11 protein-coding genes are annotated in these 12713 nt (G+C 69.8%); 7 read left to right on the plus strand and 4 right to left on the minus strand.

The genetic code is table 11. The features are described from left to right. Positions 1–115: 115 nt before the first annotated feature. The 4 genes from FBZ88_RS17930 to FBZ88_RS17945 all read left to right on the plus strand — a co-directional run bounded on the left by FBZ88_RS17930 (position 116) and on the right by FBZ88_RS17945 (position 4275). Entirely contained in the window at positions 116–619 is a 504-nt protein-coding gene (locus tag FBZ88_RS17930) for a DUF3035 domain-containing protein (protein ID WP_050898290.1), read from the plus strand. A gap of 184 nt (positions 620–803) precedes the next feature. Then, positions 804–2231, plus strand: coding sequence for a M16 family metallopeptidase (locus FBZ88_RS17935; protein ID WP_186464470.1), 1428 nt, complete (start codon positions 804–806; stop codon positions 2229–2231). 53 nt (positions 2232–2284) lie between these two features. Continuing rightward, a complete protein-coding gene (locus FBZ88_RS17940; RefSeq protein WP_145618660.1) occupies positions 2285–3592 on the plus strand; it encodes a M16 family metallopeptidase in 1308 nt (435 codons plus the stop codon). Between the two features lie 80 nt (positions 3593–3672). After that, positions 3673–4275, plus strand: coding sequence for a hypothetical protein (locus FBZ88_RS17945; RefSeq protein WP_145618565.1), 603 nt, complete (start codon positions 3673–3675; stop codon positions 4273–4275). A 32-nt stretch (positions 4276–4307) separates the two neighbouring features. Here the strand turns inward: FBZ88_RS17945 and FBZ88_RS17950 are convergent, their stop codons facing one another. Then, positions 4308–5342 carry a GIN domain-containing protein gene (locus tag FBZ88_RS17950; RefSeq protein ID WP_145618566.1) on the minus strand — a complete coding sequence of 345 codons (1035 nt, stop codon included), beginning with the start codon at positions 5340–5342 and terminating at the stop codon, positions 4308–4310. Positions 5343–5641: 299 nt separating this feature from the next. Between FBZ88_RS17950 and pgi the strand changes: the two genes are divergently transcribed. From pgi to mutL, 3 genes are all read left to right on the plus strand, one after another. Next, on the plus strand, positions 5642–7324 hold the full coding sequence (gene pgi, locus FBZ88_RS17955; protein ID WP_186464471.1) for a glucose-6-phosphate isomerase: 1683 nt from the start codon (positions 5642–5644) through the stop codon (positions 7322–7324). A 150-nt stretch (positions 7325–7474) separates the two neighbouring features. Then, a complete protein-coding gene (locus FBZ88_RS17960; RefSeq protein ID WP_145618567.1) occupies positions 7475–8830 on the plus strand; it encodes a pentapeptide repeat-containing protein in 1356 nt (451 codons plus the stop codon). Between the two features lie 80 nt (positions 8831–8910). Further along, a complete protein-coding gene (gene mutL, locus FBZ88_RS17965) occupies positions 8911–10848 on the plus strand; it encodes a DNA mismatch repair endonuclease MutL (RefSeq protein ID WP_145618568.1) in 1938 nt (645 codons plus the stop codon). Positions 10849–10872: 24 nt separating this feature from the next. Here mutL and FBZ88_RS17970 read toward each other — a convergent pair whose 3' ends face one another. The 3 genes from FBZ88_RS17970 to FBZ88_RS17980 form a co-directional block, all read right to left on the minus strand. Further along, positions 10873–11352 (minus strand): response regulator, encoded by a 480-nt coding sequence (locus FBZ88_RS17970; RefSeq protein ID WP_145618569.1) that lies wholly within the window; start codon positions 11350–11352, stop codon positions 10873–10875. Then, positions 11349–11987: a peroxiredoxin-like family protein gene (locus FBZ88_RS17975; protein ID WP_186464472.1), complete on the minus strand. Its 639-nt coding sequence runs from the start codon at positions 11985–11987 to the stop codon at positions 11349–11351. Before FBZ88_RS17975 ends, FBZ88_RS17970 begins: the two co-directional genes overlap by 4 nt. A gap of 421 nt (positions 11988–12408) precedes the next feature. Continuing rightward, the gene (locus tag FBZ88_RS17980) at positions 12409–12702 is read right to left on the minus strand and encodes a hypothetical protein (RefSeq protein WP_145613266.1); all 294 of its coding nucleotides are present in this window, start codon (positions 12700–12702) and stop codon (positions 12409–12411) included. Positions 12703–12713: the final 11 nt, after the last annotated feature.

A 12713-nucleotide genomic window follows, 5' to 3' on the forward strand; every position in this document is an offset into this window, starting at 1 on the left:
TCATTGGGAACACCGCCATGGGGGGCGGTGGGGCCCGGCGATGGGGTTGGTTCCGTTTTTGGGTCAGGTTCACGGGGGTCCCGGGGTTCGGGGCCTACATTCGACGGACGAGGATATGGGCGAGAATTCTAAGGTGTTTAGCGCGCGGCTGATGCTCGCGGCGGCCGGTTTGGCAGCCCTGACGGGGTGTGACAGCCTGGACTACCTGTTCGGCGGGTCGCGCCCGACTCCGGACGAGTTCCGGGTGCTGGCGCGCGCGCCGCTGGAGGTGCCGCCCGATTTCAACCTGCGTCCGCCGCAGCCGGGCAGCCCGCGCCCGCAGGAAATCGTGAAGGAGACGCGGGCCACCAGCACCGTGTTCGGCGCCGCCACCACCGAGGCGACGGCCGTGGCTTCCGCCACCGCGAACCAGAGCAAGGGCGAGGCCGCCCTGGTGGCCAAGGCCGGCGGCGACCAGGCCGATCCCCAGATCCGCAAGATCATCGACAAGGAATGGCCGGGCACCGTGGTCGGCGACCGCGGCTTCCTGGACGGCCTGATGTTCTGGAAGGGCGATGACAAGCCGGCGGCGAACGGCCCGACCGTGCAGCGCGACAGCAGCTCCGCCGGTTCCCGCTAAGGGACCAGGGTTCAAAGGCCCGGACGGGATGCCCTCCCGCCCGGGCCTTTTATCATGGGCGTGAGCGCGGGGTGGCCAGGCGATGCCCGCGCCCCATCCCAACGGCCAGCTTCCCTTGGGCCCCCGCCGTACCCATGTTATTCCTTTGGGAAACGGGGCGGCATGTAGCGGGAGTGGCGGGGGCTTGGGCGTCTTTTGGCGGCCTTTCTGGGGGGTGCGGTTCGCGGCCCTGGCGCTTGCCCTCATGGCGCCGGCGGCGGCCCCGGCCCGGGTCTTCGATCCCGAGACCTTCACGCTGGCCAATGGCCTGCAGGTGGTGGTGGTGCCCAACCACCGCGCCCCGGTCGTCACCCAGATGCTGTTCTACAAGGCCGGTGCCGCGGATGAGCCGTCGGGCAAGTCCGGTGTCGCCCATTACCTGGAGCACCTGATGTTCCGGGGCACGGCAACCGTCCCCTCCGGTGCCTTTTCCCGCGAGGTGGCGGCGCACGGCGGGGTGGAGAACGCCTACACCAACCAGGACCAGACGGTCTATTTCCAGACCATCGCCCGCGACCAGCTGCCCCTGACCCTGCGGCTGGAGGCTGACCGCATGGCGAACCTGCGCATCCGGCCGGCAACGGCGGCGCCGGAACTGGCGGTGGTGCTGAACGAGCGGCGGCAGCGGACGGAGGCCAGCCCCGCCGCCCGCCTGCGGGAACAGGTGCAGGCGGCCCTGTTCCAGGCCTATCCCTATGCCCGGCCAGTGGTGGGCCGGCCGGAGGAGGTGGCGGCCCTGACCCCCGCCGACGCCCGGGCCTATTATATGGCCTGGTACGCCCCCAACAACGCCGTGCTGGTGGTGGCGGGCGACATCAGCGCCGCGACCTTGCGCCACCTGGCGGAGGCCACCTTCGGCCGCATCCCCGCCCGCCCGGTGCCCAACCGGGTGATGGCACGGGGGGCGGCGGTGGCCAGCGGCGAGGATCGTCGCATTGAACTGAAGGACGCCCAGGTGCGCCAGCCATCCCTGAGCCGGGTATGGGTGGCGCCTTCCCACGGCTGGGCCGCCGAGCCGGCGCAGGTCTACGCGCTGGAGGTGTTGCAAACCATCCTGGGCGGTGGCGCCACCGGCCGCCTCTACCAGGCGCTGGTGGTGCGCCAGGGCCTGGCGGCGGGGGTCAGCGTCGATTATCTGGCGGATGCGCTGGGGCCGGGACAGTTCAGCCTGGGCGTGGTGCCGGGGCCGGAGGTGGCGGTGGCGGACGCCGAGGCCGGCCTGAACGCCGAACTGGCCCGCCTGCTGCACGACGGGGTAAGCGCGGCGGAGGTGGCGGCCGCCATCCGGCGTCTGCAGGTCGGCGCCATCTATGCCCGCGATAGCCTGCAGGGCCCCGCCTCGGAATTCGGCGTGGCGCTGACCACGGGGCAAAGCGTGGCGGATGTCGAGGCCTGGCCCGACCGCGTCGCCGCCATAACGGTAGAGGATGTGAACCGCACCCTGCGCACCGTGCTGGGCGGCCGCGGCTCCGTCACCGCCCTGCTGCTGCCCGACCCCGACGCGCCGACGCCGGAGGAGGAGTTGGAAGACGTGGCGGCGGCGCAAGGCATGGCGCAAGGGGCCGTTCGATGAAGGCCCCGTGGGCGTTCCGATGGGCGTTCCAGTGGGCGTTGGTGTTGGCGCTGATGTTGCTCGGCCAGCCGGTGTGGGCCGCCATGGGGGCCCAGGCATCCCCGGCCCAGGCGTCTTTGGTGGAGCGCGTGGTCAGCCCCGGCGGCATCGAGGTCTGGCTGGTGCGCGACGCCAAGAACCCCATCATCGCGCTCGACTGGTCCTTTCGCGGCGGGGCCGCCACCGATCCCGCCGACCGGCTCGGCTTGGCCGCCATGGCGGCGGGTTTGCTGGACGAGGGGGCGGGCGACCTGGACTCCGCCGCCTTCCAGGATCGCTTGGCCGACCACTCCATCGGCCTGGCCTTCAACGCCAGCCGCGACTGGTTCTCCGGCGCACTGCTGACCCTGCGGGAGAATCGCCAGGAGGCGTTCACCCTGGCCCGACTGGCCCTGACGGCGCCGCGCTTCGACGCCGACGCGGTCGCCCGCATCCGGGGGCAGTTGCAGGTGGCGGTGCGGCGGGAGGAGGCGGATCCCGTCACGGTCGCCTACCACGCCCTGGCCCGCCAGCTGTTCCCGGACCACCCCTATGGCCGCCCCCTGCGCGGCACGACCGACACACTGGCCGCCATAACCACCGACGACTTGCGGGGGTTCGCCGCCCGGCGCCTGGCGCGCGACGGCCTGCTGGTGACGGCGGCGGGCGATATCGACCCGGCGGAGCTGGGGGCGGCGGTGGACTGGATCTTCGGCGCCCTGCCGGCCGCGCCCGCGCCCGCCGCCATTCCCGACGCCCGTCCCTCTGCTGACGTCCGGCCGGTCGCTGTGTCCTGGCCGGGGCCGCAGAGCCTGTTCGTGCAGGCGGGCGCGGGAATTCCCCCCGGCGACCCCGACTGGCCCGCAGCCCTGCTGCTGAGCCACATCCTGGGCGGTGAGGGTCTGGAATCGCGTTTGGCGGAGGCGGTGCGGACCCGGCGGGGGTTGTCTTACGATGTGCAATGCAATTTGCAATCCTATGCCCTTGCCGACCTGTTCATCGTTAGCGGCTCCACCGCCAACGCCACGGTGGCGCAGGCTTTGGGTCTGGTGCGCCACACCCTGGCGGAGGTGGCCGCCCACGGGGTGACCGCGCGGGAACTACGCGACGCCGAGACCTATTTGACCGGCTCCTTTCCCTTGCAATTCACCAACGACCGCGCCATCGCCGCGCTTTTGCTGGATATTCGCCGCGATGGCTACCCCGCCGGCTTCCTGGATCATCGTGACGCCCTGCTGCGCCGGGTGACGCTGGCCGATATCCGGCGGGTGGCGGCGCGGCTGTTGCGTCCCGATGCCATGGCCACGGTGGTGGTTGGCGGGGCCACCGGCCCGCTGCGTTGAGCAACGGTTCCCCGGCTAACCTTTGGCATAGGAGTTGCTGAGGTATCCCCGTCCGCGATCTTGGCAGCTGGGGGTTTCCGATGACGTTCACGTTCGAGGATTTCAAGGCACGCTTCTTCCCGGCCGCCGCCCTGGCGGGCCGCGCCGCTTCGGAAAGCCCGGCGCCCGTGGCTTTGCAGGACAACCCGGTGCCCAACGGCCTGGATCGGCGCCGTGGCGGTGCCCGCGCCGCGCATGTGCCCGATCACATCGACGGCATTCCCATCGCAGCGATCCTCGCCGCCATCAAGGCGGATCCTGCCGCCCTGCACCGCCGCCGCGAGGTGCTGGAGGGGGAAATCCGTTCCGTGTGGGCCACGCTGCAGGAACTGGTGCGGGAATACCGCGCCCTCAGTGACGACGCCATGCTGCCCCAGGGCGTCACCCCCACCCTGGCGACCAAGATGGCGGGCGGCCCCCTGCCCAAGGAGATGGCGGAGGCCCTGGGCAGCGCCATCGGCCTGCCCCTGACCGTCATGCCCAACGCCCTGCGGGCGCCCACGCCGGCCCCCGAGATAGCGGCGGTGGGGGCCAAGGACAGCCTGTTCGACGTGGATGAGGATGAGCCCGCCGCCAAGGCGGAACCGGTGCGCCTGCCCCGGTCCCGCACCATGGTGCGGCCCGCCCGCCGTCAGGCGCGGTAGGAAAGCGTCCGGCGGATCAGCGTCCGCCCGGATCAGCGTCCGCCCACGTGGACGCTGCCGCTGCCGCTGTGCGACTGGTCCAGCCGGCCGGTCACCTGGTCGATCTTCACGTCGCCGCTGCCGCTCAGCGAGAGGGTGGCGTCGGTGACCTTGACGCGCAGCACTTGGTCGCCGCTGCCGCTGATGATGGACGACAGGGTGCCGATCTCCCCGCCATCGATGGTGATGTCGCCATTGCCCGACTGCTTCAGCTGGGCGGTGGTGGCCGACACGGCGTGGATGGTCAGCGTGCCCGAGCCGCCCAAATGGGCCGACAGCGCCCCTTGCGCCTTGGCCGCCACCAGGTCGCCCGATCCGTCGATGGACAGGCGCAGATCCTGCACCGCCGGCAAGGTGACGTTGCCCGACCCGCTGAGCTTGGCCTGGGTGGTGCCGCCGCTGCCCCCGCCGATGGTGATGGTGCCGCTGCCGCTGCTCTCCAAGTCGGTGGAGGGGCCCGCCATCTGGATGATGCCGACATTGCCGGAGCCCGCCACCCGCACTTTTAGCGCACCCTCCAGACGGTCCAGCTGGGTGTCGCCCGACCCGTGGATGCGGACCTGGGCGCCGCCGGCCACCCGGTCGGCCTTGAAATTGCCGGAACCGTCGATCGTCAGCGCCAGGGCGCCGAAGCCGCCGCTGGCCTGGTAATCGGTCGATCCACCCTCCTGCACCTCCAGGGGCACGCCGGCCGGCACGGTGATGGCGATGCGCAGCGTCGGCTGCCAGCGCTTCCAATCGTCCCCCTCGCGGTAGCAGCGGCGGCCGCTGATGCCCAACTGGGCCGTCTGGCCACCACTGGCCGTCAGCTGGTCCAGTTCATTGGGATCATCCGCCGTGGCCTGGATGCGCACATCGCGCGCGCTGGACGACGCGGTGATGTCCACAGTGCGGGCGCAGGGCGTGGTTATCCGCAGTACCTGTCCCTCCAAGGCCCAGCTGCGCTCCCCCGCCCAGGCGGTGCCCGCGGCAGCGAATGCCGCGAGCGACAGGGGCAGGGCGAGGGCGATGCGGTGGGAACGGGACATGGGACCGGACTCGTCTATGGTTGCGGCATTGTCCCCATTGTCACCGCGCGGCTGTGGCGATCAAGGACGTAGCAGGCGATGGAACCGGTCCGGGCGGCCGACGCGCGCCAAGTGGCCCCATCCGGTCCGGCCGGGCCCGCCGCGCCAGACGTCAAAAACGAAGACAAATTCGCGTCAAATGGACGAAATCCCCATCCGAAACGCTGCTTAACCATCCTCAGCCGTGTTACACCCCAGGGGCTTTCCAGGGGCGGGATAATGGGATCCGGGCGCCCCTGGCCACAGGTCAGGAGAGAACGATGTCCGTCCCGCAGACCCCCACCCAGGACGCGACCCCCGTGGACACGCCTCTGGTTGAGACACCCGCCTGGCAGGCGCTGGCCCGGCATCGCCAGGCGATGGACGGCGTGCACATGCGCGACCTGTTCGCCGCCGATCCGGAGCGGTTCGACAAATACTCCCTGAAGCTGGGCACGCTGCTGCTGGATTATTCCAAGAACCGGCTGACCGATGAGACGCTGCCCCTGCTGCTGGACTTCGCCCGCGCCCGCGACCTGGAAGGCTGGCGCGAGGCCATGTTCGCCGGATCGCCCATCAACCTGACTGAAGGCCGTGCCGTGCTGCACACGGCCCTGCGCCAGCCCAAGGGCGCCACGGTGCTGGTCGACGGCCGCAACGTGGTGCCGGACGTGCACGCCGTGCTGGACCGCATGGGCGCCTTTGCGACCGCCGTCCGGGATGGGGAATGGCGCGGCTGGACCGGCCAGCCCATCACCGACATCGTCAACATCGGCATCGGCGGGTCCGACCTGGGCCCCGTCATGGTGACCCAGGCGCTGACCCCCTATCACCACCCGCATCTACAGGCGCACTTCGTTTCCAACGTCGACGGCACCCACATCGCGGAGGTGCTGAAGAAGGTAGACGCGGAGACGACGCTGTTCATCATCGCCTCCAAGACCTTCACCACGCAGGAGACGCTGGCCAACGCCCACACGGCGCGCGACTGGCTGCTGGCCCAGGGCGCCCCGGCCGAGGCGGTGGCCAAGCATTTCGTGGCCGTGTCGACCAACGCCAAGGAGGTGGCGGCCTTCGGCATCGACACCGACAACATGTTCGGCTTCTGGGATTGGGTGGGCGGCCGCTACAGCCTGTGGTCGGCCATCGGCCTGCCGATCATGCTGATGGTCGGCCCCGACCGCTTCGCCGAGCTGCTGGCCGGCGCGCATGCGATGGACGAGCATTTCCGCACCGCGCCCCTGGCCGCCAACATGCCCGTGCTGATGGGCCTGATCGGCCTGTGGTACGTGAACTTCTGGGACGCCCAGTCCTACGCCGTGCTGCCCTATGACCAGTACCTGGCCCGCCTGCCGGCCTACTTGCAGCAGGCCGACATGGAAAGCAACGGCAAGGGTGTGGACCGCGATGGCCGCCCGGTGGACTATGCCACCGGCCCGGCGCTGTTCGGGGAGCCCGGCACCAACGGCCAGCACGCCTTCTACCAGCTGATCCACCAGGGCACGCCGCTGATCCCGGCCGACTTCCTGGCGCCCATCGAGACGCAGAACCCGGTGGGCCGCCACCACACCCTGCTGCTGGCCAACTTCCTGGCCCAGACCGAGGCCCTGCTGCTGGGCAAGACCGAGGATGAGGCGCGGGCCGAGCTGGCCGGCCAGGGCCTGGATGGCGAGGAGCTTGAGGCCCTGGTGCCGCACAAGGTGTTCACCGGCAACCGCCCGACCAACACCCTGCTGTTCCAGAAGCTGGACCCGCACACCCTGGGCACGCTGATCGCCCTCTATGAGCACAAGATCTTCGTGCAGGGCATCCTGTGGAATCTGAACTCCTTCGACCAGTGGGGCGTGGAGCTGGGCAAGCAGCTGGCCAAGGCCATCCTGCCGGAACTGGAGGGTGGCGCCCGCCGGGGCCACGACTGCTCCACCGCCGGCCTCATCCGCGTGGTGCGCGAGGGCCTGCGCTGACCGCCGCGCTGGGAAGGCCGGACGTTCCCCGGGCCGTCCTGGGGGCGGCCGGCTTTTCCCGTGACGGCCTTTTTCCTACAGGCGTAAGCTTGCCGAGGAACGGCGGCGTATCCAGACTCCCTGGTATTGTCCGCCGGCAAGGTTGATGACATGGAAAGCGGCACGCGCGGCCTTGGTGGAACCGCCTCCGAACGACCGGGGGCGGTGCGCCTGACCCAGGAACAGCTGGACCTGGTGCTGAAGCGCCATGCCATGTTCCGTAACGCCAAGGTGGGTGGGGCCCGCGCCGTTCTGGCCCGCATGGACCTGTCGGGCCTCACCATGGCCGGCCGCGACCTCAGCCATGCCGACTTCACCCACGCCATCCTGCGCGATGTCGACCTCAGCGGCGCCTTGCTGGAATGCGCCACGCTGTTTGTCGCCGACCTGCGCGGCGCCAACTTGCGCAACGCGCGGCTGGTGAAGGCCGATCTGCGCGGCGCCTGCCTGCGTGGGGCCGACCTGTCGGGCGCCGACCTGTTCGATGCCGACCTGCGCGACGGCACCCTGGCCGCCCGCGCCCGCGACGGCAGCCTGCAGATCATGAGCGTGGACCCCACCAATGCCGACCTGGCCGAGGCCAACCTGCGCGGGTCCAACCTGACCAATGCCAAGCTGTCGGGCTCGGTCGCCATGCATACCGACTTCACCGATGCCATCATGCGCAACGCCAAGCTGGTGCGCGCCAATTTGCGCCATGCCAAGCTGGACGGGACCAATCTGGAGGGGGCTGATCTGTCGGGCGCCGACGTGCGCGGCGCCAGCCTGCGCGGTGCCGTGCTGATCGGCACCGTCATGAACCTGACGGAGCTGGGCGGCGCCGACATGACCGGCGTGCTGACGGAAAAGCCGCAGGGCCGTCCGGCGGCGGAGCTGGGCCGCTCCATGGCCGAGCTGCTGAACCTGCACGCCACCTGGGTGTGCACGGCGGCCAAGGAGGGCATGGCCCTGGACCTCAGCGGCGTCGACCTGCGCGGGTCCGGCATCCTGTCGCGGGTCATGCTGACCCGGGGCGTGGGGCGCGGCGCCGTGTTCTACGGCATGGACCTGACCGGCATCCAGATGCAGGTGGGCCAGTTCGACAACGCCGACTTCCGCACCGCCACCCTGGCCGAGGCGGATTTGCGCGGCGGCAGCTTCCAGGGCGCCAACTTCAACGCCGCCAACCTGCGCCACGCCACCTTGGATTACCTGCAGATCGATGCCGAGCGGCACGTGCGCACCAACCTGACCGGTGCCATCCTGCGCAACGCTGATCTCAGCGGTGCCCGCCTGCGCCGCATCCGCCTGGCCCAGGCCGACCTCAGCCACGCCGACCTGCGGGGCGCCGACCTGCGCGAGGCGGACTTGCGCGGCGCCAACCTCAGCGGCGCCCTGGTGCAGGAGGAACAGATGCGGGCGGTGGACTTCACCGGCGCTCGCGGCCTGCCCCGCACCTGGCACGTGCGCTATGTGGCGGATGAGTGAGCGCACCGGCGATTGAGGGACCGAGCAAGTGACCGCGCGCATTGCCCGCCGGCCCGGCCCCCCGCTACAATGCCACCATCATGCCTATCCGCCTTCTCCCTGAGACCCTGGTCAACCGCATCGCCGCCGGCGAGGTGGTCGAGCGTCCCGCCGCCGCCGTGAAGGAACTGGTGGAGAACGCGCTGGACGCCGGTGCCCGCCGCATCGACGTCACCCTGCGCGACGGCGGCAAGGCCCTGATCCAGGTGGTGGACGACGGCGGCGGCATGACGGCCGAGGAACTGTCGCTGGCGGTGGAGCGCCACGCCACCTCCAAGCTGCCGGGCGACGACCTGCTGAACATCCACACCCTGGGCTTCCGGGGGGAGGCGCTGCCCTCCATCGGCGCCGTCAGCCGCCTGACCATCACCAGCCGCCAGCCGGGCAGCGACAGCGCCTGGGCCCTGACGGTGGAGGGGGGGGCCAAGGGCCGGCCGGTGCCGGCGGCCCACCCCGTGGGCACCCGCATCGAGGTGCGCGACCTGTTCTACGCCACCCCGGCGCGGCTGAAGTTCCTGAAGACAACGCGGACGGAGACGGACCACGCCGTCGATGTGGTGCAGCGCCTGGCCATGGCCCACCCGGACGTCGCCTTCACCGTGGCGGACGAGGGGCGCACACCCCTGCGCCTGCCGGCTCAGACGGGAACTCTTAATGGTGAGGACCCGCTGCTGGCCCGCCTGGGCGCCATCATGGGGCGGGAGTTCCAGGAGAACGCCCTGCCCATCGACGCCCGGCGCGAGGGCGTGCGGCTCTACGGCCATATCGGCCTGCCCACCCTGAACAAGAACACCGCCGCCGGCCAGTACCTGTTCGTGAACGGCCGGCCGGTGCGCGACAAGCTGCTGCTGGGCGCCGTGCGCGGCGCCTACGCCGACTTCCTGGCCCGCGACCGCCATCCCCTGCTGGCTCTGTTCCTGGACATCCCGTGCGAGGATGTGGACGTCAATGTCCACCCGGCCAAGACCGAAGTGCGCTTCCGTGACCAGGGACTGGTGCGCGGCCTGATCGTGGGCGCGCTGAAGCATGCGCTCGCCGGCGCCGGTCACCGCGCCTCCACCACCGTGGGCCAGGCGGCATTGGCCAGCTTCCGCGCTGACGGCGCCAAGCCCATCCCCCAGACGGCCTTCCAGTGGCAGCCGCAGCCCCATTCCGGCGGGGGCGGCGGCTGGCCCGGCCTCGCCCGGCCCACGGCCGGACAGGTGGAAGCCGCGCGCGCCTTCCAGGCCCCCGTGGCCGCCTGGGACGGCCCCGCTCCGGCAGCGGCACTGACCTACGCCCCTTCGGCGCTGGCGGAAGTGCCCGCTTCCACCGACGCCGCGCCCGGCCCGATACCCCCCGGCCTGGCGGCCGCGGTGGCGGCTATGGCACAGACCGGCGCCGACGACGTGCCCGACTTCCCGCTGGGCATCGCCCGCGCCCAGGTGCACCAGACCTACATCGTTTCCCAGACCCGGGACGGCATGGTCATCGTCGATCAGCACGCGGCGCATGAGCGCCTGGTTTATGAGCGCATCAAGCAGTCCATGGTGGCCCAGGGCGTGAAGCGGCAGATGCTGCTGATTCCCGAGGTGGTGGAGCTGGAGGAGGCCGCGGCCACTCGCCTGGCCGAACGCTCCGACGAGCTGGCGGAACTGGGCCTGTGCCTGGAATCCTTCGGCACTGGCGCCGTGGTGGTGCGCGAGATTCCGGCCCTGCTGGGGGCCAAGGCGGATATCAAGGCCCTGGTGACCGACATCGCCGATGAGCTGGCGGAACTGGGTGACCAGCACGCGCTGAAGGAAAGGCTGGAGGAGGTATGCTCCTCCATGGCCTGCCACGGCTCCGTCCGTGCCGGCCGGGTGCTGACGGTGGGGGAGATGGACGCCCTGCTGCGCGAGATGGAGGCCACGCCCCACAGCGGCCAATGCAACCACGGCCGTCCCACCTATGTTGAGCTTAAGCTAACGGACATCGAGAGGCTGTTCGGCCGGCGGTAGCTGCCGTCGTGGTGGGGTCCTCGGTCAGCCCTCCATGCGGCGCGTCCTTTCCCGCCTTACCATTTCGGCGCGGTCGGGGCCGAAATAGGTTGGGGTGCGCACGAACGGCACAGGATCGGACAGCAGCCGCTCGATCTGAGTGATCATCTTCTTGGTCGAGAATGGCTTGCACAGGAAGCCGTTGATTCCCGCCGCCAAGGCCGCCGACAGGGTGTTCTGGGTGGCGTCGCCGGTCATCATGATGATGGGCATTGTCGATGAGGCCATGTCTTCGCCCAGCCGTATACGGCGCACCAATTTCATGCCATCGACGGGTAGCATCAGGTAGTCGATCAGCGCCAGATCAACCTTGGTGCTGGACAGGATATCCAATCCCTCCCGCGCGTCCATGGCGCGCAGAACGTTGACTGGGCCGACGCTGCGGAGCATGGGCCGGATCAACTGGTGGATAAGCGGCTGATCGTCGATGACCAGGGCCGTCAGCGCGGGCCAGTTGATCGTCATTGGTCCTCCTGCATCTGTTCCAGCGTATGAAGGACCAACATCGGATCCAGTCGCCGGCGGTAGTTGGCGTCAACGAAGGACGCGCGGACGGCCCCGTTCCGATCCAGCACGAAAGTCGCGGGTACCGGCAGTTCAAGCCCATCACCCCCGGTGACCTCGGACAAGTCCAGGCCATCCGCCCGATACAGGTCATACCATTCGGACGGCAGGCGGAAGACCAGGCCCCAGTCCCGCGCCACCGCCATCCCCTCGTCCACCAGAACCGGAAAGCCGACACCGTTACTTCGACGCGTGGCGCAGGCCTGGGCGAAACGTTCGGGGGTGATGGCGATAAGCGCCGCCCCGGTCGCCTCAATCTCGGCGCGCGCCGCCTCAAGTTCGGAAAGCTCCAGGGAACAAAATGAACACCAGCCGCCGCGAATGAAGCTGACCACCAGCGGTCTGCCACGAAAATCTGCCAGAGCGACCTCGCGGCCATCGGTATCCACCAAGTGGAACGCGGGGGCTTGAGCACCCAAACCTGGCGCCGCCGTTGTCACGTGCGCCAGCGTGGTCTCGATCACCTCGGCCAGCTGCGGCGACATGGCCGCACGTTCGTTTTCTTCCTCCAGTTCCAGTCCCATGGTCAGATACATCGGCGTCCATCTCCCCATCAGGCCCTGGATCTAGCCGGGAGAATGGGCGTGGTTCCATTGGCCATCAAGCCCAAACCTCGACCAATGACCGGTCCAGGATCCCTGGTTTCGGCTCCGCTGCGCCCTCCGGCGTCAAGGCCGAAGGTGCGGTTGGGTAACAGGAGGGGGGGCCTTGGGGTAGATCGCCGGATGCGGCCGGTCACCGCGCCCTGGGCTGATCGCCATCGGCCGGCCATGAGGCCTTGCGCCAAAACGACAACGCCCGGAAGGATGACCTTCCGGGCGTCTCGCCTCGGCCCCGAAGGGCCGCGCATTGCTTGGTGTTTCCTCTGTCCCTGTTCGCCCGTCCGGTGTTTTCCCGGATTTGCAGGCGGCACTCTCACTGGAACGGCCGGTGGGGCCGTTCGAACTCTAAGACCGGTCAGCGCAGTTCCCAGGCGAACTCAACCTTCACCGGGGCGCCGGCGACGCTGGCGATGGGGTTCTGGCGCAGCCAGTTGAAGAAATCATCGAAGGGCAGGGCGGGACGCGCCACCACCCGGCGGCCGGACAGACCGGTCGCGCGTTCGGACAGGGTACGGGTCACCTGCTCGTACGCCACTTCCGGGACGCCGTGGGATACCGCGATGGCACCCGTGGCCGGATCCTCCACCTGGAAGGAATGGGCCCCGTTCCGGAACGCATAGGCAACCTGAACCGTGTCAACCCGACGCATGATTTCCACTC

The sequence above is a fragment of the Nitrospirillum bahiense genome, from assembly GCF_007828025.1.
Classification (GTDB): domain Bacteria; phylum Pseudomonadota; class Alphaproteobacteria; order Azospirillales; family Azospirillaceae; genus Nitrospirillum; species Nitrospirillum amazonense.